We start from the raw sequence: 22,637 nt of genomic DNA on the forward strand, positions 1-22,637 counted from the left end.
AGGGCGCCAGGATCTGTCGTTGCGAGGAGCGCGAAGCGCGACCAAGCAATCTCGCTGTTTTCCGGGGTTTGCGTCTTGGCGGTTCAAAAAATCAAAGCGCTGCCTTACGCCTGCCGCCAGTGACGTTGCCTAGCTGACGGAATGCCAAATCCAGGCTTTTGCGGTAATGCACGCTGGCGGCTTCGTTCCGGCCGGTCTTTTCGTACAGCTTTGCAAGTTCACGATGCGCGGTGGGGGTTGGCTCGACGCTGATGCTGGCTTCGAGATAACTTTGCGCCTTGCCCCACAGCGCCTGATGCACGCACAGCTTGCCGAGGGTCAGCAACAAACACGCATCGCGGCGGTGGGAAATGAGCCAGCTTTCGGCGCGCTGGATTTGCTTGAGTGTTTCCGCATCCTGGCCCAGGCATTCGGAATAATGGCAAATCAAATCGCTGTCCCATTCATTTTCCAGGCTTTCCTCGATGATTTCATGCGCCAGGCGGCAGCCGCCGAGCGCCATGAAGCAGCGCGCAGCGGTGGCGGCGACGCGAAGGTTTTTCTTGTCGGTCGAAGGAATCTTCCGCCAGTATTCCTTCAGCGCCCGCACATCCCCCGCTTGGCGTTTGAGGTTTTCCTGCGTGGCATACAACCGCATTCCCCGCGCTTGAGTCTCATCATAGACGCCGCGTTTTTCTAGTTGCGCGATGAGTTGCAGCACCTGTTCCCAGTTTTTCGCCTGCTGCTGCGCGCGAAGTTCGAGCCGCAGCGCCGCTACGTGCTTTTTCGAGGAGTCTTTATTGAGCGACCAAAGCAAATCCAGCGCTTCTATGGGACGGCGCTGGTCGAGCAGCATTTCGGCTTTTATAATCACGCGCGCCGTGGCGACATCGGGCGCTTCTTTTTCCGCTTTGGCCAGATACTCGTCGCGCTTTTCGAAAGCTTTTACTTCATGCGCCGCGCGCGCGGCAAGCAGGGCCGTCAATCCCGGCGATTCGCCAAGTTCCAGCGCGTTGGCCGCCGCTTTTTCCGCCTTGCCGTAACGGCCCTCGAAAAAATGCCTCAAGGCCTCTGCAAATGCTTGGCGCGCTTTTTCGCCGCGGCGGCGCAGACGATAGGCGCGTACCTGCGCCGGCAGGCGCAGGGTATGCACGGCAAGGCGCACCAGGAAATAAACGACGATGAATGCGCCAAGCAGCAGCAGTATCGCCAGATTGAGCGACAGCTCTATGCGGTAGGGCGATTGAACCACCAGCACATAGCCATTGCTGAAGCCGAACGCGAGCGTGAGCCCCACCGCGAGGGCAAAAATCGCAATCAGCCAGAACAGGGCTTTCACCGTGCTGCCTTGTCGCGACCGAGCTTGAACTTGCGCACCGCCTCGAGACTCGCGGTAATATCGGGCAGTTCGATGCTGATGGGGCTTTCCTGTAGCTGTTGCAGGCTCCCCAGCATAACCTTGGTGACCTTGGCGCTGTCGTCGTAATAGCGGGTGAGCCACTCCTGCGCGGAAGCCAAGTCGGCCTTGTAGCTCACTTCATCGTGCAGCATCAACGCCAGGCGCGCGCTCAGGAGTCTCAACTTCAAGTTCTCGCGCAGGAAAAACACCTGGTTGGGCGCGAGAAGCGGAATTTCATGCTCGGCAGTATTCTGGATGCGCACCAATTGTTTCATATCCTGCCAGATTTCGCGCGCGAATTTAAGCCACGCGTTCTGCGCAGCCTGTTGTGCTGCTTCGGATTGGTCCGAACGCGGGCGTACATCCATGGCTAGCGGCAACGTGTCGACAGCGGCATTCAAATTGTCGAGGCGCACGCTGATGGCCGCCGAGTCCACGTAAGGCACGGCCTTCAGGCGTTCGATGTCCTTGTTAATGACTTTGCGCAGCGGGATGAGCTGCGGGCGGTCGACGCGCTGCAATCGCGCTTCCGCCGCCTGCAGCGCAATCAAGGCCGCCTTGACGTTGCCGGCGAGCTGCAATTGCTGGCTCGCAATGTTGAGTATCTGCTCGACTTCGGCGAGCGCCCATTCATCGCGGTTGCGCGAGAGCTCCTGATACAGCGCTTCCATAGCGACTTGCTGGTTTTGCGACTCGGCGAGCTTGCTTTCCAGCAAACCCAGCTTCACCTGCGTTTCGCGCACCGCTTCCTGCGTGTCCTTGACGATGGCGCGGTTGTCCTTGACGATGCCATCGGTCTCAGCCAAGCGCTTAGCGAACTCCTGCTGCAATGCTACTATCTGGCCGCGCGTGTCATACCACAGCCAGCCCATTAGCGCCGCGGCCATAAGCGCGGCGATGAGCGCCAGGTTCAGGCGTCTTAGCGCTTTGGTGTCGGGCGCCGTCGCCTCTACCGGCATAGTTTCAGATTGCGGATTTTCACTCATGAACTTTATTGCGCTTCGGCGTCAAACCACTCGATCAAGCCTTGCACCAAACCTTCGTCACCTGCAGCCGTTACGATGACATTATCCAGCCCCAGCGCACGCGCCACTTTGGCAATGCGCGGATGCGGCACGAAGAGGTTTGATTTTATCAGCATATTCTGTCCTTTCTGCCCGGCCATCTCGAAAAGATTGCGCAAACCTTCGCTGCTCGTCACGGTGACCGCATCCGGCGCATGCTTTTGCCACAACTCCAACCATGTCGCCGCATCCGCCGCAGGCTTGACACGCCGATAGCATTCCGCGTATTCGACTTTAGCGCCGCGCTCAGTGAGCGTGTCCGCGAGAAGCACGCGTCCGCCCTGCCCGCGAAAAATCACCACGCGCTTTCCGTTCACGTCACGCAATTGCGGAAGTTCGAGAAGAGCTTCGCTGTCAAAACGCGACGCGGGGCAAATCGCTTCTTTCACGCCAAAGCGCTGCAATTCCCTCAGGCTGCCTGCGCCGACGGTTGCGAATTTGAGCTTTGCCGGCAGTGCACGCCGCACGGCAATCAAGCTCATCGCCCTGTTCACCGCGTTGGCGCTCACGAAAATAGCGAGGTCAAATTCCTCGAGCCGCGCGACGAGCCGCTCCAACGGTTGTGTGTCGGCCACGTCCCGGATTTCCAGCGCCGGAAACAGGACAGCGCAACCGCCGGCGGCGCGGATTAAATCCGCAAGCCGATGTGCCTGCCCCGCCGGCCGCGTCACCACGATATTGCGTCCCGCCAACGCGGATTTAGACGGCGCCGATTTAGAGCGGACATCAATCATGCGCTTTCCAGTTCGGCGAGGATTTGGGCCGCGCCTTTGGCTTTTAATTCCTGCGCCAGCGATTCGCCCAGCGCTTCCGGCTGCCCGCATTTTCCGCGTTTTTCCGCGCGGATCAGGCGGCGGCCGTCCGGGGTCGCGACAAAGCCGCGCAGCCAGATTTCATCATTTTGGATTTCGGCGTAACCGCCCAGCGGCACCTGGCAACTGCCGGAAAGCGCCCGGCTCATGGCGCGCTCGGCGCTGACGCATAGCGCGGTTTGCTGGTGATTCAAGGGCCGCAGCAACTCAAGCAGATCCCGGCGGGAGGCCAAGCATTCAATTCCCAGCGCGCCTTGTCCCGGCGCCGGCAGGCTTTGCTCGGGACTTAATAATGCGGTTATGCGGCTTTCCAATCCGAGGCGCTTGAGCCCGGCTGCCGCAAGAATAATGGCGGCATAACGCTCTTCATCGAGTTTCTTGAGGCGCGTGCCGACATTTCCGCGCAGCGAATTCACCTCGAGATGCGGAAAGCACGCGCGCAGCTGGCTTTCCCTTCGCAGGCTGGAGGTGCCGACCACGCTGCCCGCAGGCAATTCGGCAGGCGATTTGTAACGGTTCGACACGAACGCATCGCGCGGATCCTCGCGCTCGGTGATGGCCGCCAGAGTAAAACCTGAAGGCAGACGCATCGGCAGGTCTTTCATTGAATGCACCGCAATGTCCGCGCGTCCTTCCTGCAAAGCCTGCTCCAGTTCCTTCACGAACAAACCCTTGCCGCCGATTTTGGCGAGTGGCGCGTCCAGCAGCGTATCGCCTTGCGTGGTCATGCCGAGAATCCTGATCTCGAGTTTTGGGTAGAGCGCGCTGAGTCGGGTATGAATGAAACGCGCCTGCCACAGCGCAAGCGCGCTTTCACGCGAGGCGATGACAATTTTGGCAGGAACGGTGGTTGAGGGAGATGGGCTCAAAATGTTTTCTGGCGCACGGGTGAGGCTCAAGAAAGTTTCCGCGACTATTTTAACATGCACCCTCGTCCGCAACGCGCTACGCGAGGGGCTTAATCAGAGGTTCCTAGCGCGTGAATTCCTTGACGAGGTACTGCTGGCGGCGGCTCACCGGCAGTTTTTCTTCCACCCCCTTCAGCACCACCACCCAGTACGGCTCGTTGCCTTCCTCGGTTACTTTGTCAAATCCGGTGATGCTGTCCTTCGCCACCAGGCAGCTGCGGTGGACGCGGATGAAGCGTGCCGCGAATTCCTCTTCCAGGCTGGTGAGCGGTTCCTCCAGCAAATACTCGCGCGCCGCGGTGCGTATCGTCACATATTTCAATTCGGCCTTGAGATAGATGATGTCGGCAACCGGAACCAGTATGATTTTGCCGCGCTCCTGTACGCTCAAGTTGGTGCGCGGCTGCCTTGCCAATTGCTGCAGCTGTGCCTGCTTCGGCGGATGGCCCAGTTGCGCTTTCTGCAAAGCGGCGAGCAGCCGTTCGCCGCGCACGGGCTTGAGCAGATAATCCACCGCGTTGACTTCGAACGCCTGAATCGCGTAGACATCGAAGGCGGTGGTGAAAATAATGGCGGGTATCGGCTCCAGCTTTAACAGATGGCGCGCGACCTCGATGCCGTCCATTTCCGGCATGCGGATGTCGAGCAGCAACAAGTCTGCCGGTTCGCGCGAAATCAAATCCAGCGCTTCGCGGCCATTCGCCACGTCCGCCACCACCACATGGGGGAAGCTTTCCGCGCAATCGGCGAGCAGCTCTTTGAGGCGGTTGCGCGCCGGCGCTTCGTCGTCCACGATCATGATGCGCATGGGGTCGGTCATTTTTCCGCACGCAAATAGGGAATGACGATGTGCACCTCGTAGGAACCGCTGCGCTCCGTGGCGGTGAAGCTCGCCTCCACGTCAAAATGCAGGCTCAAGCGCTCGCGAATGTTCTGCACTGCCATTTTGTTGCCAACGCGATGGCCGCCGTCGCGCCGGTAAGGGTTGCGCAGCACGGCATGCACCTGGTCATTGCTCAGATAAATATTGATGCTGATAACGCCCGGCTCGGTTCTCGGCTCGATGCCGTGATAGACGGCGTTCTCCAAAAGCGGCTGCAACACCAGCGCCGGTATTTTTGCATCTTCCGGCATGTTATCAATGTGCCACTCCACCTGCAGGCGACCGCCCAGCCGCAATTTCTCCAGGCTCAAATAACCCCGGCACAAATCCACTTCGTCGCGCAAAGTGGAAAGTTCGCGGCTGTCGGCCATCAGCACCCGGTATAAATCGGCAAGGTCTTCCAGCGCCATCTCGGCGCGCTTCGCGTCCGAGCGGATCAGGCTCAACACGGCGTTGATGCTGTTGAACAGGAAATGCGGACGGATGCGCGCTTGAAGCGCCTGCAGCCGCGCTTCGGACAGCGCCGGCGAAAGCGCGCGGTTGCGCAAATCGAAATAGGCAAGCAGGGCCGCCGTCAACAGGACGCAGAACAACTCATAGCGCCACGGGCCGGCGTCACCCGCGCCGTAAATGCTGATGCCGAGAAAATAAATCGAGAGAGTTATCGCCGATTCCAGAATCAGCACCAGCCCGGCGCCGAGGTAATAGTTCAATTGACCCAGCCAGGGATTGGCGAGCATCAGCATCAACAGGCTCACTACCAGCACCGGCTCGGCCAGCGCCACCATGCCGGTGAATTCCTGCAGGGTTTGCGCGATGGACGCGCTTTTAAGCGCCGCCGCAATCAGACACGCGCCGTTTACCACCAGCACAATGCGCAGCAGGACGCCGAGGTTGCGGAAATTCGGCAGGGTACGGGGGGTGGAGTTTTGATTTATACTTCGCATTTTGGCAGCGTACGGGTGGCCGTTACCGCTGCTAAGCGTTACATAGTGCACCACTTTTGACAAGAAGCACGTCATGCCCAAAAAAACCAAGAGCGCCGCAAAGACCCGGTCGGGAAGATTCAGCGAACCGGTAAGCAAGCTCACGCAACGCTATACCGCGTCGGTCGGGTTCGACCGGCGGCTTGCGCCTTTCGACATCGAGGCGTCGCTCGCGCACGCCCGCATGCTAAATGCCGCGGGCATTTTGAGCGGCAAGGATCTCGCCGCGATTCAACGCGGGATGAAGCAAATCCACGCCGAAATCGACGCGGGCGTCTTCCCCTGGCGGCTGGAACTGGAAGACGTGCACATGAATATCGAAAGCCGGTTGACCGCGCTGTCAGGCGAGGCGGGGAAGCGGCTGCATACCGCGCGCTCCAGGAATGACCAGGTGGCAACCGATGTGCGGCTTTATTTGCGGGCGGCGATTGATGAGATTTCGGGTCTCATCAAAGCCGCGCAGAAAGCGCTGCTCGACCTCTCCGAAAAGCACGCGGCGACCATCATGCCCGGCTTCACTCATTTGCAAGTCGCGCAGCCGGTGACCTTCGGCCATCATCTTCTGGCTTATTTCGAAATGTTGAAGCGCGACAGGGAGCGGCTTGCCGATTGCCGCAAGCGGGTAAATCAACTTCCGCTCGGCGCAGCGGCGCTCGCCGGCACCAGCTACCCGATTAACCGGCAGCGGGTGGCGAAAGATCTGGGGTTCGACGGCGTGTGCCAAAACTCGCTGGACGCGGTTTCCGATCGCGATTTCGCGATTGAGTTCACCGCCTGCGCAGCGCTCATTATGACGCATCTTTCGCGCTTTGCCGAAGAGCTGATTTTGTGGATGAGCCCCGGCTTCGGTTTTGCCGAGCTCGCCGATCGCTTTTGCACCGGCTCGTCCATCATGCCGCAGAAAAAAAATCCGGATGTGCCGGAACTCATGCGCGGCAAGACCGGCAGGGTCAACGGCCATCTGGTGACGCTGCTTACCTTAATGAAAGCACAGCCGCTCGCGTACAACAAGGACAACCAGGAAGACAAGGAACCGCTGTTCGACGCCGTGGACACGGTGACCGACAGCCTGCGGATTTTCGCCGAGATGCTTCCCGCAATCAGCGTCAAGCGCAAGGCGATGCGCAAGGCGGCAGCTCAAGGCCATGCCACAGCGACCGATCTTGCCGATTATCTGGTGAAAAAAGGCCTGCCGTTTCGGGATGCGCATGAAGCGGTGGCGAAAGCGGTGCGCTACGCAGTAAAACGCGGCTGCGATTTGAGCGCGCTGAAACTCGACGAGCTCAAGCAGTTTTCCAAGCTCGTCGGCAAAGATGTTTATTCCGTGCTGACGCTGGAAGGCTCGGTGAACAGCCGCGACCATATCGGCGGCACCGCGCCGAAACAGGTCAAGGCGGCGATCCAGCGCGCCAGAAAGCAACTCAGTTAGAAACCGTTCGTGGTGAGCCCTTCGACAAAGCCTCCGTTCGGCCTGAGCCTAGCGCAGCGTGATCGAAGGCTTTCTCGAACGGGGCTTGGCCTACCGTCTCGCGTTTTGGCTTCGTCACTTGGCGACTCACAGGGGATACCAAAAACCCTAACTGCTGTAATACTATTTCGCTCTGCCCCCCAATTGTTTAAGTTGATTACTTGAGCACTTGATTCCGATGTAGTATGAGAAAAATACGAACAAATGCGGCAATATAAAGCCGCTTTTTTGCGGGCTATTTCATCTTAGGCCGAAGAGTTCTGCCAACATCTAATGAAACAAAGGAGGATGTTATGCGATTCAAACTAGCCCTTATTTCTGCAATCTTTCTTCTGGTTTTCGTTGCTGCTGGGTGTGCGACAATGAGTGACGTTGTTACAGCGAAGGCTGATGGCACAAGCGAAACTTACCCCGTAAATGCAGATCAAGCGTGGGAAATTTCGAAAACCGTATTTCGCTGGGAGGGCGCGGATGCGATCGAGGAACACCGAGACCAAGGATACATGGTCACCAGCAGCGGAATAACCGGTTATTCCTATGGGGCGGTCATGGGAGCATGGGTTGATAAAATTGACGCGAACCACACTAAAGTCACGGTAGTCACAAAAAGGCGTGTCAAACTCGACGCATTCACCACCATGATGGAATCAACATATCATAAGCGGTTTGCCCAGGCAGTAGCGATAGTAAAACGTGGAGAACCACTTCCATTAAAAGCTCCATCAGAGTAGATCCACGTGGACATGAAACGGAACATGACAGGGTAGCCTTCGCCGAAGTTTGGGGTACGGTGGCACCATGGGACCAAGCTGCTTATCCCCGCGATCCGGCGCGCCCGCAAGCAACTTAGTTAAAAGCCGTTCGTGGTGAGCCTGTCGAACCACTTAAGAAATAACGCCGGTGGCAGACCGGCGGCTGGTGACTTTCTTTTGCGTCGCCAAAAGAAAGTCACCAAAGAAAACGCGCCCCCGGTTCGCCGATTTCCCCTGCGTTCCTCAGCCAAACCGGGCGCTGCGCAACTCGCGCTACGCGCTCAGACAGTGCTCGCTGACTTCCCCCGCTTTGGCTTCGCCACTTGGCGGCTCACAGGGGATACCAAATACCCAAACTGACAAAAATTATTCCGCCTCTACACTAATTGTTTAAGATATGTGCAAAATGCTGCAATATCATAAAGCCGCTTTTCGGCGGTCTATTTCACGTTAAGTGTCGCGATGAGCGCTGTCCCGAACAGCAGCCAGTTTCGTGAGGACCTCGACCTTGCCGGGCAGCTTGCCGTTCGGGCGCGCGTGTTTCTCGATATCTGGTGGGTCTACGAAGGCAAGCCTACTCGCGGAAAGTATCTGGCGACAATGAGCCGGTTTTCGGAATTCTACCGCTTCGAGCCGCACGCGCATTTCGTCGCGATGGTGATGTATCTCTCGCAGCTCTTTGAGCCGTGAGGCGACACGCTAAACCTACCCACTCTCGTCGAAAAGGCCCCTTCCGTAGGACTTCCCACTTCTGTGCCCGAACAGGGGCTGTCGATTCTCGAAACTGTAAAACCTCTCGTCTCGAAAGTCATGATTCTTCGAAGCAACCTTTTCGCACACCGAAGCGCCAAGCTCTCGTATGCGGAGGTCTTCGAGTTGGCTGAAGTCAATGACCAACTGCGGGACCTCAGCGATGCCGCACTTCGCATCGCAAACCTCCTTGGCGACGCCGCAGGGGTCGGCGAGAAGATCGTTCATGCTCTCTCTCCCGTTCACGCGGAGGGAGTGCTCAAGACGTTAGCGGGTTCGCATGCCGACATCTAACCGCACGATCGACACGGACCGTTTGGCAGCGGGCTGCGCGCTGCCAAACGGCTGGTCATCGTGGTCGTTAGGTGGCAGAAAGGTTCCGTGAAGATTTCGAAGAGCACTCGTCACGCGAAACTCACCGGTGATTTCTCTGAGCACCTTGTCCTTTATTGGCTCTCGAAGTACGGGTTTGAGTGTGCACGCGTGGATCACACCGGCATTGATTTGATTGCCCAGAACCCAAAGAGTCGGGAGCGGATGGGAATTTCAGTGAAATCCCGTTCGCGTACCGAAGGGAGCGAGAAGGACGATGTCCGCATTGATCGTGACAAGCTGCAAAAAACTGAGCGTGCATCACGTGCTTTCGGTTGTTCGCCATACTTGGCAATCGTCGTTGATGGCGCTAATCTTATTCGCTGTTTTGTGCTCCCCTTAAAAACTCTTTACCGTCTCTACCCGAGCTGCAGATTACGCAACACTGGCTGGAGAATGACCGATAAGGCTCTAGCTCGTTACTACGAGCATCCCGAGGTGAAGATCTTTGAATTCATGACTGACACAAAGCGGTGGTGGTAATTACTGCCACCTAACACCACGTTCGAAAGAGATGCGTGCAAGAAAGGCGCGCGCCGCTGAGCTGAGACATTGTAAGTGACCAAACCAATATGCATTACGATGCAATTATTGATTTTTGGTTTAATGAGATAGAGGCAAAATGTTGGTGGAAAAAAGATAGTGATTTTGATCGATTGATAGCGGACAGGTTTCTGGAAATCCATAATGCGGCAACAAAATGCGAGTTATATGTCTGGAGAGACAGTCCTTTGGGAAGACTCGCAGAAGTTATCGTTTTGGACCAGTTTTCCCGCAATATATATCGCGGCACTCCTTTGTCGTTTGCATACGATCCGCTTGCACTAGCTTTGGCGCAGGAAGCGATAAATGCAAAAACGAATCAATCATTAGGCCCGGATCAAAAGGCATTTCTGTACATGCCCTTCATGCATAGCGAGTCCCCTGTAATCCATGAACTCGCCTTGGAACTATTCAAGGAACCCGGGTTGGAATCTAATTTAAAGTTCGAAATCCAGCACAAAGCCATCATTGATAGGTTTGGCCGTTATCCACATAGGAATGAAATTCTGGGCCGGCAATCTACCGAAGAGGAAATAAGTTTCCTAAAAGAGGCAGGGTCCTCTTTTTAATTATGAGTGAATTTTCTTATAACAATTTTCTCAACCCGGACGCACTTGATCGGCGCGCCGCTGAGTTCGCACGTTAGGCGCTGCTAATCCGATTAGAGGCAAAGATGTTCGTCGGACATTATGGTGTGAGTTTTGCGGCGAAGAGTGTGGAGAAGACGCTCCCCCTGTGGCTGTTATTTGTGGCCGTGCAGATCGTGGATGTCTTCTGGGCTATTTTCGTTCTGCTTGGCATTGAGAAGGCGCGGATCGTACCCGGCATCACGGCCTCCAATCCACTTGACCTGTACTACATGCCGTACACCCATAGCCTTATAGCTGCGGTCGCATGGTCAGGACTCGCGTTCGCCGCATACAGGTTCATTCCGACCTTCAAGGGTTCAACCAAGGCTGCGCTGATCTTGGCAGGTGCGGTGTTCTCTCACTGGGTGCTGGATCTCATCGTCCATCGGCCTGATCTTCCGTTGTATGACGACACTCTAAAGATGGGATTTGGTCTCTGGAATTACCCCGTTGTCGCCTTTGCATTGGAAGCCGCGATCTTGTTTGGAGGCATCGTGCTCTATCTTCGATCGACTACTTCAAATTCCGGGATTGGAAAGTACGGAGTGGCATTATTTGGATTTATTATGCTTCCGATACAGGCCACGGTCTTTTTTGGTCCTCCTCCTCCTTCGGACCGCGCCGCCGCGCTCACAGCATTGGTCCTTTACGTAGTTTTTGCATGGATCGCCTCCTGGCCCGAAAGAAAGCGGATACCTCTTGGAAATACAACGTCCGAACCCACAATCCAACATCGCGCTTAATCCGACGCTCGAGCGGACGCGCGCAAAAGGCGAGCGCACCTCTTACGGACAAGCCTTAGGTAACATCACGCTTCTCTTCCATGAATGTGAACCTCAGCCCATTTGATGAGTTGGTCACCAAACTCCGAGAGCATGGCTTTGGCGAGGGCGCTGACGAAATTGCAATGCTGATGAGTTCAACTTGGACTACCTCGTCCGAGTTCATCGGCGAGCTTGGACGGGCAGTGCTTCGATTTCAGCGCGAGCACCCGATTATTTCAACCGATTTGCGGGATGCGCTCGACCGCTGCATGAGACAGGTTCGGATTGTTTGGCCGGATATTCAGTAAGCATGAGACACACGCCGCCCAAGCGTTAGAACACCACCACCTGGCGTACAGCTTTTCCCTCGGCCAGGCGGTCAAATCCTAAATTGATGTCCTCGAGTTTGAGCCGCCCGCTCAACAGCCGGTCAACCGGCAGCCGTCCTTGCTGGTACAGCGCGATGTAGCGCGGGATGTCGCGCATTGGAACACAGGTGCCGATGTAGCTGCCTTTCACGGTGCGCTCTTCGGCCACCAAGTTCACCGCCGGCAGCGGGAAGGTGGCCGTGGGCGGCGGCAGGCCTGCGGTGACCGTCGTCCCGCCACGCCGCGTGATTTTGTAGGCGAGTTCCAGCGCTTTCACCGACCCGGCCAATTCGATCGCGAATTCCACGCCGCCCGCGCTTGCCGCGCGTACTTGCTCGGCGCAGTCCGGTGAAGCGGCGTTGAAAGTATCGGTCGCGCCCAGGCTCTTGGCGAGCGTGAGCTTGTCTTCGGAAAGATCGACGGCGACGATTCGGCGCGCGCCGGCCAGAATCGCGCCGAGAACGGAAGCCAGCCCCACTCCGCCCAGCCCGACCACCGCTACTGTCGAGCCCGGAGTGACGCGCGCCGTGTTCAGCACCGCGCCGACGCCGGTTAACACGGCGCAGCCGAACAGCGCCGCTTTGTCGAGCGGCAGATCCGGGTCTATCTTGACGAGCGAGCGGCGCGATACCGTGGCGTACTGTGCAAACGCCGAAACGCCCATGTGGTGATTAAGTAGCGTTGCGCCGCGCCTGAGTCGCCGCGCGCCGGAGAGGAGCGAGCCCGCGACATTGGCCGCCGCCCCGGGCTCGCACAGCGCAGGCCGGCCTTCGGCGCAGGGCAGGCAATGGCCGCAGCTCGGCACGAACACCATCACCACATGGTCGCCCGGCTTGAGGTCATCAACGCCCGCGCCCAACTCTTCGACAATTCCGGCCGCTTCATGGCCGAGCACCATGGGGGTGGGCCGCGGCCGGTCGCCGTTGATGACCGACAGATCCGAATGGCACAAACCGGCGGCAGCGATTCTGACCAGCACCTCGTCATGCCCGGGCGGATCGAGTTCGATGTCCTCCACCGAGAGCGGCCTGGACGCGGCATAGGGCAGTTTAGAGCCCATCTGATTCAGCACGGCGGCTTTAATTTTCATAAGCAATCTCCGGGAACCTACGCTTCCATTCAAGTGTAGAAGATTACACCGTTAATGGCATCCGCATGGCCAACAAAAAAGCCGGCAGCGCCGGCTTTTTGCGTATGAGAGAAATTATTTAAGCAATTTCTGCAGCTCGCCGTTCTGATACATTTCGGCCAGGATATCCGAGCCGCCGACGAATTCGCCGTTCACGTAAAGCTGCGGGATAGTCGGCCAGTTGGTGAATTCCTTGATGCCCTGGCGGATGGCCGGGTCTTCCAACACGTTGACCGAAAAGAAATCCTGCACGCTGCAGGCCCGGAGTATCCGCACCATGTTGGCGGAAAAGCCGCATTGCGGGAAATCCGGTGTGCCTTTCATATACAGCACCACGGGGTGCTCGGTGACCTGTTTTTTGATAAGTTCCTGCGCGCTCATGCCTGCTCCATCATCAAATTAAACCGACATATTATAAACGTTTTCGCTTTCAAGCTATCTGACCGCCACAAACGCGGGGAATTCCCGCCAAATCCGCCGCGGAAAACAAATTGAAAAACCCGCTTGCGGCCAGCAAGCTGCGACAGGCCTCGGCTTGACCGTAACCATGCTCAAACAGCAAGCAGCCGCCCCCATGCAAATGGCGCGGTGCGCGGCTGGCGATGTGCTTGATGCACTCCAGCCCGTCGCTTCCCGCCAGCAGCGCTGGTCCCGGCTCGAAACGCAAATCGCCCTGTTGCAAATGCGGATCGGACGCCGCGACATAAGGCGGGTTTGAAACGATGAGATCGAATTTTTCATCATTCAACGCAGCATACCAGTCGCTTTGCTGAAAACGAATCGAATTCGTTTCGCCCAGCAGGTTTTGCGCGTTTTGTTTCGCCACTTCCAGCGTAGCAGCGGAATAATCCACCGCATTGATTTGTGCGAGAGGCCGATGTCTGGCGAGCGCAACCGCGACATTGCCGCAGCCAGTGCCAAGGTCCAGCACTTTGCAAGATTTGTTTTGCGGGATGCGCGCCAGCGCCAGCTCAACCAACAGTTCCGTCTCAGGACGGGGAATCAGCACCGCCGGTGTCACTTTGAAATTGAGGCCGTAGAACTCGCGCTCGCCGAGAATGTAGGCCACCGGCTCGCCCGTTCGCCGGCGTTTGACGAATGTGTAATAGGCCGCCGCCTGTCCCGGGCTCAATGGCTCATCGTCATGCGCCACGAGAAATACACGGTCCGCCCCAAGCACCGCCTGCAGCAGCGGCCGCGCATCGCCGGCTTCAAGGCCCGTATGGCGCAGCGCTTGCGCAATGCGGATGGATTTTTCCAACGCGACTGCTGACATCAATTCTCCTCGGCCAATGTTGCAAGCAGCTCAGCGTGGTGTTCGGCCATCAGCACGTCGGTCAATTCGCTCAAATCGCCGTCCATGATCTGATCAATCTTGTGCAGCGTGAGATTGATGCGGTGATCGGTGATGCGTCCCTGTGGAAAATTGTAGGTGCGGATGCGCTCGGAACGGTCGCCGCTGCCAATCAGCGACTTGCGGGTCGCGGCCTGCTTCGCCTGCTGCTCGCGCAACTGTTTATCCTTGATGCGCGCGGCGAGAATCGCCAGCGCCTGCGCCTTGTTCTTGTGCTGCGAGCGGCCGTCCTGGCATTCCGCCACGATGCCGGTCGGCAAATGCGTGACCCGCACCGCGGAATCGGTCTTGTTGATGTGCTGCCCGCCGGCGCCGGAGGCGCGGTAGGTGTCGATGCGCAGTTCCGCGGGATTCAACACCACTTCGGAAATTTCATCGACTTCGGGCAACACCGCCACGGTGCAGGCGGAAGTATGAATGCGCCCCTGCGTTTCGGTCGCCGGCACGCGCTGCACGCGATGGCCGCCGGATTCGAATTTAAGCTTGGAATACGCGCCGCGGCCGATGATCTCGGCGATGATTTCCTTGTAGCCGCCGATGTCGGAGGGGCTTTCCGAAATCACTTCCACCTGCCAGCGCTGCCGCTCGGCATAGCGCGAATACATGCGGAATAAATCCCGCGCGAACAAGGCGGACTCTTCGCCGCCGGTGCCGGCGCGGATTTCCAGAAAAATGTTGCGCTCATCGTTGGGATCCTGCGGCAGGAGCTTTTTTTGCAGCTCGTTTTCGAGGCGCACGAGCTTTTCCTTTCCCTCGCGGATTTCGGCTTCGGCAAACTCGCGCATCAGCGGGTCGGACTGCATGTCCAGCGCCGCTTCGATGTCACGCTGGTTCAACCGGTAGGTCTGATACAACTCGACGATGGGCGTAATCTCCGCATGCTCGCGCGTGAGCTTGCGGTAATTTTCCATGTCCGCGGCGGCGTTCTCGTGGCTTAGGAGTTGGTTGAGTTGGTCGAGGCGTTTGCTGAGTTGCGAGAGCTTGCCGGCGATGCTGGGTTTCATTCGGATCGGTGCAGCTGATAAAGGCGGTTGATCAAGGCCGCCAGTTGTTCGCGCTCATCGGCTCCCGCGTGGTTCAGCGCTTGAGTGGGAACATGCAGGAACTTGTTGAGCAGCGCCTGGCTCAATTGCTCCACCACCTGCTGCGGGTCGGCGCCGCGCTGAAGCTGTCTGAGCGCGCGCTGCAATTCTTTTCTGCGGCTGCGCTCGGCGTGGTCGCGAAGCGCGCGGATGGTCGGCACCAGCTCTCGGCTTTCCAGCCAGTGCACGAAATTCGTGACATTGGAATCAATGATCGCTTCCGCCTGCGCCACGGCGTTATGGCGCACGCCCAGCCCGCTTTGCACCATGTGCCCGAGGTCGTCCACGGTATAGAGGAACACATCGTCGAGCTTGCCTACTTCGGCTTCGACATCGCGCGGCACGGCAAGGTCGATGAGGAGGAGCGGCCGATGCTTGCGCGCTTTAATCGCCCGCTCCAGCATGCCCTTGCCCAATATCGGCAACGGGCTCGCGGTGCTGGTGACGATAATGTCGTTGACGGCAAGCTGCTCCGGCAGCTCATTGAGCGTAATGGTCTCGGCACCGAGGCGTTGCGCCAGAGTTTGCGCGCGCTCCAGCGTGCGGTTGGCCACCGTGATGCGCTTCGGTTTGTGCGCCGCGAAGTGGGTCGCGCACAATTCAATCATCTCGCCTGCGCCGATCAGGAGCAGATGTTGTTCGGCAATTGCGGGAAAGATGCGCTCGGCCACGCGCACGGCGGCGGCGGCCATGGAAATCGAACAGGCCCCGATATCGGTGTGGCTGCGCACTTCCTTCGCCACCGAAAACGAGCGCTGAAAGAGTTTGTGCAATAGCAGGCCCAAAGTTCCCGCTTCTTCCGCGGTGCGCACCGCCTGCTTGATTTGCCCCAGGATTTGCGGCTCGCCCAGCACCATCGAATCGAGGCCGCTGGCGACACGGAAGGCGTGCTTCACCGCTTTTTCCTGCGGCAGGGTGTAAAGATAAGGTTGCAGGCTCAGGGTCTTGAGATGGTGGTAATCGGCGAGCCAATCCACCGCCGCTTTCGGCTCCGGCGTATTGCAATAGACCTCGGTGCGGTTGCAGGTGGAAATGATGGCCGCTTCCGCAACCGGCCTGCGGTTCACCAGGTCCCGCAAGGCTACACCCAAAGTTTGCGCGTGAAACGCGACCCGCTCGCGCATGGCCAAGGGGGCGGTCTGGTGGTTGATGCCAAAGGCAAATAACTGCATGCCGTGACCTGTAGAAACAGAAAAAGCGGAGAGTATTATAGCATTGGGGCGTTTGGGAAAAGCTCGGCACGCAAGTACTGCGTCAGGGCCCGCCCATACGCGCTGGAAAAAGAAAACGGACGCCCGTCGGTTAAAGCGAAGGTGTCCGTTGAGTGATTAACTACGGGTACCTAGCCTTTATTTGGCCTTGGCCTTGGCTTTGGCGGCATTGCAATCTTTTTCGGTCATGGCGACGAAGCCCGTGCCCTTGCAGCCGTTCTGGCCCTTGCAGGCGTTCTTGGCGGTCTTGCAGTCGCTCTTGCCCTTGCAAGCGTTCACGCTTTCACAGTGCATTTTGCCTTCGGCCGCCACGGCTTGACCTACGCCGGCAGTAACAAACATGCCGGCCGCGGCAACGGCCAAAGCAATACCTGTGAGTTTTTTAACAGCGGTCATGGTTTATATCTCCTGAAGTTGCAAAAAGCCCGGTTTTTTAGCCCGGCAGGCAAGCCGGACTATTCATAATGCGACCGAGCTGCGCATTGATGAATTCTGATGATTGGTGCCTTGGTCGAGAAAGCCCTGCATTTCCTAACAGTAACGTGCTCACCAAGGGTTGAGTTGACGGGCTTCTCGCCCGTTCGCGCGCCCAAATTTATGCCGACTGCCCCCAAATACGGTAAAATTTACGATTTGGATTCACTTTCCCGGGCGCGCGGTCTGCCGCCGCGCCACCAAGTGTAGGGGTTTTTTAAGGAAATGTCTCCGCAAACGATTTCCAGACGTGTGAGCGCCGGCGTGCGCATCGGCCCGGTTACCATCGGTGGCGGCGCTCCCATCGTGGTGCAATCGATGACCAATACCGATACCGCCGACGTCGAGTCCACGGCCATACAGGTAGCCGCACTGGCCCAAGCCGGTTCGGAACTGGTGCGCATCACCGTCAATTCCGCCGAAGCGGCGGCGGCCGTGCCCGCCATCCGCGGACGCATGGAGCAAATGGGCTGCAAGGTACCGCTGATCGGCGATTTTCATTTCAACGGCCACAAGCTCCTCACCGAATATCCCGGCTGCGCCGAGGCACTAGCTAAATACCGCATCAACCCCGGCAACGTCGGCCGCGGCTCCAAGCGCGATGAGCAGTTCGCCACCATGATCGAGGTCGCGTGCAAATACAGAAAGCCGGTGCGCATCGGCGTGAACTGGGGCAGCCTCGACCCGGCGCTGCTCACGCGCATGATGGATGAAAACGCGAAACTTCCCGAGCCCAAGGACGCCAACGAAGTCACGCGCGAAGCGCTGATTGTCTCGGCGATCGACAACGCCAGGCGCGCGGAGGAAATCGGCCTTGCGCACGACAAAATCGTGCTCTCCTGCAAGGTAAGCGGCGTGCAGGACTTGATTACGGTGTACTCGGAACTGGCGCGGCGCGGCGATTATCCACTGCACCTGGGCCTTACCGAAGCGGGAATGGGCTCAAAGGGCATCGTTGCTTCGACCGCGGCGCTCTCGGTTTTGTTGCAACAGGGCATCGGCGACACGATACGCATTTCGCTCACGCCCGAGCCCGGCGGCGACCGCACCCGGGAAGTCATTGTGGCGCAGGAAATCCTGCAGACGATGGGGTTGCGCTCGTTCACGCCGATGGTGGTGGCCTGCCCCGGTTGCGGCCGCACCACCAGCACTTTTTTCCAGGAACTCGCCGACAAGATTCAAACCTATCTGCGCAACCAGATGCCGGTATGGCGCGAGAAATATGCCGGCGTGGAAGAAATGAACGTGGCGGTGATGGGCTGCGTGGTGAACGGACCGGGCGAGAGCAAGCACGCCAACATCGGCATCAGTCTGCCCGGCTCGGGGGAGACGCCGGTGGCGCCGGTGTTCGTCGACGGGCAAAAAACAGTGACGCTCAAGGGCGCGAACATCGCCGAGGAATTCCAGAAAATCGTCGAAGACTACGTGCGGGCGAGGTACGCGAAGCATGGAACCTCTGATTAAGTCCCGCGCGTGCACGACGGTGTGTTTTCCGGCTGTCGGGCGCGAAGCGAGGAGCGCCGTTGGGTGGTTACCCAATAAGCGACGAGCGCTAAAGCCCGGCGGTTGGAAAGCGCCCCGGACTCGGTCTCGCGCAGGGCGCGCGGACACGTTACTGGCAAAGCCAGCTGTTTGCGGGAAGCGCGCCATTGGCCCGCCTTCCGCTCCGGATGGCTCCGCCAACGCCGTGTCGGCGGGCCTGGTACCGGAAGGGGCGCAAGCTGCCGCAAGGAACACAATAAAACGGGGCGCTCATGCTGCCGCTCCCGCACCCAAGCTTCGCTTACCGTGTCGCGGCAGCCGTCCCATCCGGGTTGCGGCGAATGAACGGCCGTCTGCGGCGAACCCTCACCCCATCCCTCTCCCGCAAGCGGGAGAGGGAGCGTTCGTTCCTTCTCCCCCAGGGAGAAGGTTAGGATGAGGGCGGCTCGGGCTTGCGTTACTACTCAGTAGCGCTTCGCCCTTGCGCCTTGCATCCTGCCGTTCCTCGCCCGCAACGCGCATCGCGAAGGACTTAATCAGAGGTTCCTTAGCCGCAATAGCCGTTGGCGCGGAACCAATCCACCGCGTCTTTCAGCGCTTGTTCCACCGCCCGCGGATGGTAGCCCAGTTCGCGTTGCGCCTTCTCAATCGAAAAAAACATGTATTTTTTGGAAAGCCGCACGCCATCCACGGTCGCGCGCGGCTCGCTCCCGTCGGTGAGCCACGCCCAGGCTTCGGCAAGATAAGCAATCGGCAAAACCAGATTGTGGGGCAGCCTCACACGGGGCGGTTTATGCCCGGCAATTTTCGCCACTACGGTCAAAATTTCCTTGAGCGTCATGTTGCGTGCGCCGAGGATGTAGCGCTCGCCGATGGTGCCGCGCTCATAAGCCAGCCAATGCCCTTCCGCGACATCGTCCACATGCACCAGATTGAGGCCGGTGTCCACATAAGCCGGCGTGCGACCGCAGGCTGCATCCAGCACCATGCGCCCCGTAGGTGTGGGCTTGATGTCGCGCGGCCCGACCGGCGTGGAGGGATTAACGATGACCGCGGGCAAGCCCTGCTCCTGCACCAGCTTTTTCACTTCCGCCTCGGCCATGAATTTCGAGCGTTTGTAATGCCCAATCATGTCGGCGAACGCCACCGGTGTATTTTCATCCGCCGGCGTGCCGTCGGCATTCAAGCCCAAAGTCGCGACACTGCTGGTATAGACGATGCGTTTCACGCCGGTCTTTAGCGCCGCCTGCATGATGTTAAGCGTGCCGTTGACGTTGCTTTGATAAAGCTCATCGGGGTTGCGCGTCCACAGGCGGTAATCGGCAGCGGCGTGAAACAGCGAATTACAGCCTTCTAATGCGCGCTCAAGCGAGGCTTTGTCGGTGAGATTGCCCTGCGCGATTTCCACGGGCAACTCCTCGATGTTGCGGCGGTCGCTGGTGGGACGCAGCAAGACTTTCACGCGGTGTCCTGCGGCGATAAGTCTGCGCGCGAGCGCCGAGCCGACAAAACCCGAAGCGCCGGTAACCAGACTGGCAGTCATGTGACAGCGCTAATAGCTACTGCAAGCACAATTTCGGGCCGGCGAGCCGGGCGATGGTTTGCAGCGTCGCCTGCGCCGCACGGAAGTTCTTGCCCAACCCGATCAGCGCGCCAATATCCGCAGGGTGGGCAAGCAGGGAGAATAAAAGTCTGGTGAGATGCAGGCGCCCGTATTCGTCGCTGGCGCGGATTACGCTGCGGGGAAGGGTCATGTCGGCGGTATCCACCACCGCGCGCACCGCTACAAACGGCACGCCGGCCTGCTTCGCCGCTTGCACAATCGCCGCGCTTTCCATATCCACCGCCACTGCACCGCTCGCTTGCGCCAGGGACCGTTTTTGGGCGGAGCCGGTCATGACGGAAAGACACTCGATCAACGCGCCGTCGCTCACCATGACATGTCGGGCGACGCAAGTATGAATACGGCTGCGCCAAGCTTCGTCAACCGGAAACTGGTTTTGGTCCGCGGCATGGATTTGCCGGGGCAATACCAGGGTTCCCGGACCCAACTTGGGATCAAGCCCGCCGGTGACACCCCAGCTCAACAACGCAGTGGCTCCGGCATCGAGCAGGGAATGCGCCGCGCGCCGGGCTTTGTCCCTGCCGATGCCGCTGACTTGAATCCAGCCGGCGTCATTAAGTGAAATGCGTTCGCCCGGTTTGACTTTCCTCCCCAGCAGACAACGCGCCTCAAGCGGCAGCGCGGCGACGATGCCGATCACGCTCCGTGGTGGCTGCGCTGATTGTAGTAACGCGCCAGTGCCCACAACGGGAAAAACTTGTCGTAACCGTGGTACTTCAGATAAAACACGCGAGGGAAGCCTGGCGCCGTGAATCCCGGATCATTCCACAAGCCATTAGCCTGTTGTGTACCCAGCAGGTGTTCCGCGCCGCGCGCGACTTCCGGCGCATCCGCTTCGCCCGCCGCCATCAGCGCGAGCATCGCCAAAGCCGTCTGGAATGCGGTGCTGGAATTGCCCTGGCCGGCTTTTTCCGGACTGAAATAAGTGTCGTTGCCTTCGCCCCAGCCGCCGTCGGGACGCTGCATGCGTTTAAGCCACTCCACCGCGCGCCGGATATACAACTGGCCCGGCGCTTCTTGAGCAAGCTCCAGCGCCGCCAGCACCGACCAGGTGCCGTAGAGGTAATTCGTGCCCCAGCGGCCGAACCAGGAACCGTTTTTTTCCTGCTCGCTCTTCAGGAATTCGAGGCAGCGCTTCCACACCGCCTGATACTTGCCGAACGGCGCCAGCAACGCGATGCAGCGCCCGCTCACGTCGCTGGTCGGCGGATCGAGCAGCGCGCCATGATCGGCAAACGGGATTTCGTTGAGATAGTAATAAGTATTGTCGACATCGAATGCGGCAAAGCCGCCGTTCTTCGATTGCATGCCGCACACCCATTCCGCCGCGCGCCGCAAGCTCTCGGCGTAGCGCACTCTGTCCACCCGGTGCATCGCCCAGCCCACCGCGGCGGTGTCATCGATGTCCGGATAATGACCATTGCCAAACTGAAATGGCCAGCCGCCGCCCTGAAGCTCCGGCCTTGAATCGCGCCAGTCGCCAGGCTCATCGAGAAGCTGCCGTTCCTTGAGCCAGTCGAGCGCGCGCAAAACCTCCGGCGTGGCTTGTTCACCCTCGGCTTGATGCAGCGCTAGTACAGCAAGCGCGGTATCCCAAACCGGAGAGGAACACGGCTGGCAATGCGCAGAGTCTTCGTTGATCACCAGTAATTTCTTGAGCGCCCTCCTGGTAGTCTGCCGGTAAGGATGGTCGGCGGGATAACCCAGCCGTGCCAGCGCTTCATGCGCGTTGACCATTGCGGGGAAAATCGCGCCCAGTCCGTCTTCGCCGTTAAGCCGTTCGATAAACCACTGCTCGGCCTTCTTCATTGCATGGCGGCGGATGAAGCCAGGAATCGCCGGCTCCAGAAACTTGCCAAAGCGCTCCAGACGCAGTAACAGCCAGTTCAGGCGCGAGCGCACTGGAAAATAATTTTTTTCCTGCTCAGGGGGGACGGTGAAAAGTTCGCGAATACCTGTCCCGCGCGGATTCCTGGCCTGCGCTTTCAGGCTGCAGAGAATCGCCAGCGGCACCATCACAGTGCGCGACCAGTAGGACACCTTGCTCAAATGGAACGGGAACCAGCGCGGCAGCAGCATGATTTCCACCGGCACTATCGGCACGCCGCGCCAGGGAATTTGCCCGAACAGGGCGAGGGCGATGCGGGTAAATACATTGCAGCGCGCCGCGCCACCATGCGCGAGGATAGCCTCGCGCGCCTTCACCATGTGCGGCGCGTCCGGGCTGTCGCCCGCGATCTTCAGCGCGTAATAGACCTTGACCGAGCAGCTGATATCGAAATCGCCGCCGTGATAAAGCACCCAGCCGCCGTGCGCGTCCTGGTTGCGGCGCAGGGACACCGCAATTTTTCTTTCGAGCTCAACGTCAATTTCATCCATGAAATGCATCATCAGGATGTATTCGGCGGGAATAGTGCAGTCGGCTTCGAGCTCGAAGCACCAGTAGCCTTTTTCGTGCTGCAGTGCGAGCAGCGCATCGCGCGCGGCGCTGATCGTTTCCCATAACGCCGCTTGGCGTGTGCCGATCAAGCGCACATTGCTGTGTTCGTGCGCTCGGGCGGGGTTGCCCGATACTGCCAGCTCTTGGTATCGTTCCGGCATTCG

General features: G+C 58.7%; 24 protein-coding genes. 9 read left to right on the forward strand and 15 right to left on the reverse strand.

Annotated elements, in window-relative coordinates; all coding sequences use genetic code 11:
- Positions 1 to 91 precede the first annotated feature (91 nt).
- From VHE58_03070 to VHE58_03095, 6 genes are all read right to left on the reverse strand, one after another.
- Complete coding sequence (locus VHE58_03070) at positions 92 to 1,318, reverse strand: heme biosynthesis HemY N-terminal domain-containing protein (GenBank protein HVS26267.1); 1,227 nt, start codon at positions 1,316 to 1,318, stop codon at positions 92 to 94.
- The gene (locus VHE58_03075) at positions 1,315 to 2,364 is read right to left on the reverse strand and encodes a uroporphyrinogen-III C-methyltransferase (GenBank protein HVS26268.1); all 1,050 of its coding nucleotides are present in this window, start codon (positions 2,362 to 2,364) and stop codon (positions 1,315 to 1,317) included. Before VHE58_03075 ends, VHE58_03070 begins: the two co-directional genes overlap by 4 nt.
- A gap of 5 nt (positions 2,365 to 2,369) precedes the next feature.
- Complete coding sequence (locus VHE58_03080; GenBank protein ID HVS26269.1) at positions 2,370 to 3,176, reverse strand: uroporphyrinogen-III synthase; 807 nt, start codon at positions 3,174 to 3,176, stop codon at positions 2,370 to 2,372.
- Complete coding sequence (gene hemC / locus VHE58_03085) at positions 3,173 to 4,153, reverse strand: hydroxymethylbilane synthase (protein HVS26270.1); 981 nt, start codon at positions 4,151 to 4,153, stop codon at positions 3,173 to 3,175. The genes VHE58_03080 and hemC overlap by 4 nt, the downstream gene beginning before the upstream one ends.
- Positions 4,154 to 4,226: 73 nt before the next feature.
- Positions 4,227 to 4,982, reverse strand: a complete 756-nt coding sequence (locus tag VHE58_03090; protein HVS26271.1) for a LytTR family DNA-binding domain-containing protein — start codon at positions 4,980 to 4,982, stop codon at positions 4,227 to 4,229.
- Entirely contained in the window at positions 4,979 to 5,992 is a 1,014-nt protein-coding gene (locus tag VHE58_03095) for a histidine kinase (protein ID HVS26272.1), read from the reverse strand. Before VHE58_03095 ends, VHE58_03090 begins: the two co-directional genes overlap by 4 nt.
- A 73-nt stretch (positions 5,993 to 6,065) precedes the next feature.
- Between VHE58_03095 and argH the strand changes: the two genes are divergently transcribed.
- From argH to VHE58_03135, 8 genes are all read left to right on the forward strand, one after another.
- Complete coding sequence (gene argH / locus VHE58_03100) at positions 6,066 to 7,460, forward strand: argininosuccinate lyase (GenBank protein ID HVS26273.1); 1,395 nt, start codon at positions 6,066 to 6,068, stop codon at positions 7,458 to 7,460.
- Positions 7,461 to 7,792: 332 nt separating this feature from the next.
- Positions 7,793 to 8,230, forward strand: a complete 438-nt coding sequence (locus VHE58_03105; GenBank protein HVS26274.1) for a hypothetical protein — start codon at positions 7,793 to 7,795, stop codon at positions 8,228 to 8,230.
- A 483-nt stretch (positions 8,231 to 8,713) separates the two neighbouring features.
- Positions 8,714 to 8,941, forward strand: a complete 228-nt coding sequence (locus tag VHE58_03110; protein ID HVS26275.1) for a hypothetical protein — start codon at positions 8,714 to 8,716, stop codon at positions 8,939 to 8,941.
- Positions 8,942 to 9,004: 63 nt separating this feature from the next.
- On the forward strand, positions 9,005 to 9,295 hold the full coding sequence (locus tag VHE58_03115; protein HVS26276.1) for a hypothetical protein: 291 nt from the start codon (positions 9,005 to 9,007) through the stop codon (positions 9,293 to 9,295).
- 87 nt (positions 9,296 to 9,382) lie between these two features.
- The gene (locus VHE58_03120) at positions 9,383 to 9,856 is read left to right on the forward strand and encodes a hypothetical protein (protein ID HVS26277.1); all 474 of its coding nucleotides are present in this window, start codon (positions 9,383 to 9,385) and stop codon (positions 9,854 to 9,856) included.
- A gap of 89 nt (positions 9,857 to 9,945) precedes the next feature.
- Positions 9,946 to 10,485: a DUF924 family protein gene (locus VHE58_03125; GenBank protein ID HVS26278.1), complete on the forward strand. Its 540-nt coding sequence runs from the start codon at positions 9,946 to 9,948 to the stop codon at positions 10,483 to 10,485.
- 104 nt (positions 10,486 to 10,589) lie between these two features.
- The gene (locus tag VHE58_03130) at positions 10,590 to 11,288 is read left to right on the forward strand and encodes a hypothetical protein (protein HVS26279.1); all 699 of its coding nucleotides are present in this window, start codon (positions 10,590 to 10,592) and stop codon (positions 11,286 to 11,288) included.
- Between the two features lie 80 nt (positions 11,289 to 11,368).
- Positions 11,369 to 11,617 (forward strand): hypothetical protein, encoded by a 249-nt coding sequence (locus VHE58_03135; protein ID HVS26280.1) that lies wholly within the window; start codon positions 11,369 to 11,371, stop codon positions 11,615 to 11,617.
- 25 nt (positions 11,618 to 11,642) lie between these two features.
- Here VHE58_03135 and VHE58_03140 read toward each other — a convergent pair whose 3' ends face one another.
- The 6 genes from VHE58_03140 to VHE58_03165 all read right to left on the reverse strand — a co-directional run bounded on the left by VHE58_03140 (position 11,643) and on the right by VHE58_03165 (position 16,849).
- Positions 11,643 to 12,767, reverse strand: a complete 1,125-nt coding sequence (locus VHE58_03140) for a zinc-dependent alcohol dehydrogenase family protein (protein HVS26281.1) — start codon at positions 12,765 to 12,767, stop codon at positions 11,643 to 11,645.
- Positions 12,768 to 12,881: 114 nt separating this feature from the next.
- Entirely contained in the window at positions 12,882 to 13,187 is a 306-nt protein-coding gene (gene grxD / locus VHE58_03145) for a Grx4 family monothiol glutaredoxin (GenBank protein ID HVS26282.1), read from the reverse strand.
- A gap of 49 nt (positions 13,188 to 13,236) precedes the next feature.
- The gene (gene prmC, locus VHE58_03150; GenBank protein HVS26283.1) at positions 13,237 to 14,082 is read right to left on the reverse strand and encodes a peptide chain release factor N(5)-glutamine methyltransferase; all 846 of its coding nucleotides are present in this window, start codon (positions 14,080 to 14,082) and stop codon (positions 13,237 to 13,239) included.
- On the reverse strand, positions 14,082 to 15,164 hold the full coding sequence (gene prfA / locus VHE58_03155) for a peptide chain release factor 1 (GenBank protein HVS26284.1): 1,083 nt from the start codon (positions 15,162 to 15,164) through the stop codon (positions 14,082 to 14,084). Before prfA ends, prmC begins: the two co-directional genes overlap by 1 nt.
- The gene (gene hemA, locus VHE58_03160; protein HVS26285.1) at positions 15,161 to 16,414 is read right to left on the reverse strand and encodes a glutamyl-tRNA reductase; all 1,254 of its coding nucleotides are present in this window, start codon (positions 16,412 to 16,414) and stop codon (positions 15,161 to 15,163) included. Before hemA ends, prfA begins: the two co-directional genes overlap by 4 nt.
- A gap of 177 nt (positions 16,415 to 16,591) precedes the next feature.
- Positions 16,592 to 16,849 carry a hypothetical protein gene (locus VHE58_03165; protein ID HVS26286.1) on the reverse strand — a complete coding sequence of 86 codons (258 nt, stop codon included), beginning with the start codon at positions 16,847 to 16,849 and terminating at the stop codon, positions 16,592 to 16,594.
- A gap of 303 nt (positions 16,850 to 17,152) precedes the next feature.
- On the opposite strand from VHE58_03165, the gene ispG reads away from it, so the two are divergent.
- Complete coding sequence (gene ispG / locus VHE58_03170) at positions 17,153 to 18,391, forward strand: flavodoxin-dependent (E)-4-hydroxy-3-methylbut-2-enyl-diphosphate synthase (protein HVS26287.1); 1,239 nt, start codon at positions 17,153 to 17,155, stop codon at positions 18,389 to 18,391.
- 565 nt (positions 18,392 to 18,956) lie between these two features.
- Here ispG and hpnA read toward each other — a convergent pair.
- Genes hpnA through shc form a run of 3 tightly spaced genes read right to left on the reverse strand, consistent with a single transcriptional unit; the run spans position 18,957 to position 22,634 of the window.
- Positions 18,957 to 19,952 carry a hopanoid-associated sugar epimerase gene (gene hpnA / locus VHE58_03175; protein ID HVS26288.1) on the reverse strand — a complete coding sequence of 332 codons (996 nt, stop codon included), beginning with the start codon at positions 19,950 to 19,952 and terminating at the stop codon, positions 18,957 to 18,959.
- Between the two features lie 16 nt (positions 19,953 to 19,968).
- A complete protein-coding gene (locus VHE58_03180; protein HVS26289.1) occupies positions 19,969 to 20,673 on the reverse strand; it encodes a hypothetical protein in 705 nt (234 codons plus the stop codon).
- Positions 20,670 to 22,634, reverse strand: a complete 1,965-nt coding sequence (gene shc / locus VHE58_03185) for a squalene--hopene cyclase (protein HVS26290.1) — start codon at positions 22,632 to 22,634, stop codon at positions 20,670 to 20,672. Before shc ends, VHE58_03180 begins: the two co-directional genes overlap by 4 nt.
- Positions 22,635 to 22,637: the final 3 nt, after the last annotated feature.

This window comes from Burkholderiales bacterium (genome assembly GCA_035543335.1).
Classification (GTDB): domain Bacteria; phylum Pseudomonadota; class Gammaproteobacteria; order Burkholderiales; family JAHFRG01; genus JAHFRG01.

Bases quoted from the DNA above. Each gene is read 5' to 3' on its own strand.
- VHE58_03165 (HVS26286.1), bottom strand. From the start codon at position 16,849: ATGACCGCTGTTAAAAAACTCACAGGTATTGCTTTGGCCGTTGCCGCG.
- VHE58_03090 (HVS26271.1), bottom strand. From the start codon at position 4,982: ATGACCGACCCCATGCGCATCATGATCGTGGACGACGAAGCGCCGGCG.
- VHE58_03080 (HVS26269.1), bottom strand. From the start codon at position 3,176: ATGATTGATGTCCGCTCTAAATCGGCGCCGTCTAAATCCGCGTTGGCG.
- prfA (HVS26284.1), bottom strand. From the start codon at position 15,164: ATGAAACCCAGCATCGCCGGCAAGCTCTCGCAACTCAGCAAACGCCTC.
- VHE58_03140 (HVS26281.1), bottom strand. From the start codon at position 12,767: ATGAAAATTAAAGCCGCCGTGCTGAATCAGATGGGCTCTAAACTGCCC.
- grxD (HVS26282.1), bottom strand. From the start codon at position 13,187: ATGAGCGCGCAGGAACTTATCAAAAAACAGGTCACCGAGCACCCCGTG.
- prmC (HVS26283.1), bottom strand. From the start codon at position 14,082: ATGTCAGCAGTCGCGTTGGAAAAATCCATCCGCATTGCGCAAGCGCTG.
- VHE58_03125 (HVS26278.1), top strand. From the start codon at position 9,946: ATGCATTACGATGCAATTATTGATTTTTGGTTTAATGAGATAGAGGCA.
- VHE58_03130 (HVS26279.1), top strand. From the start codon at position 10,590: ATGTTCGTCGGACATTATGGTGTGAGTTTTGCGGCGAAGAGTGTGGAG.
- ispG (HVS26287.1), top strand. From the start codon at position 17,153: ATGTCTCCGCAAACGATTTCCAGACGTGTGAGCGCCGGCGTGCGCATC.
- VHE58_03075 (HVS26268.1), bottom strand. From the start codon at position 2,364: ATGAGTGAAAATCCGCAATCTGAAACTATGCCGGTAGAGGCGACGGCG.
- hpnA (HVS26288.1), bottom strand. From the start codon at position 19,952: ATGACTGCCAGTCTGGTTACCGGCGCTTCGGGTTTTGTCGGCTCGGCG.
- argH (HVS26273.1), top strand. From the start codon at position 6,066: ATGCCCAAAAAAACCAAGAGCGCCGCAAAGACCCGGTCGGGAAGATTC.
- VHE58_03110 (HVS26275.1), top strand. From the start codon at position 8,714: ATGAGCGCTGTCCCGAACAGCAGCCAGTTTCGTGAGGACCTCGACCTT.
- VHE58_03105 (HVS26274.1), top strand. From the start codon at position 7,793: ATGCGATTCAAACTAGCCCTTATTTCTGCAATCTTTCTTCTGGTTTTC.
- hemA (HVS26285.1), bottom strand. From the start codon at position 16,414: ATGCAGTTATTTGCCTTTGGCATCAACCACCAGACCGCCCCCTTGGCC.
- VHE58_03095 (HVS26272.1), bottom strand. From the start codon at position 5,992: ATGCGAAGTATAAATCAAAACTCCACCCCCCGTACCCTGCCGAATTTC.
- shc (HVS26290.1), bottom strand. From the start codon at position 22,634: ATGCCGGAACGATACCAAGAGCTGGCAGTATCGGGCAACCCCGCCCGA.
- VHE58_03135 (HVS26280.1), top strand. From the start codon at position 11,369: ATGAATGTGAACCTCAGCCCATTTGATGAGTTGGTCACCAAACTCCGA.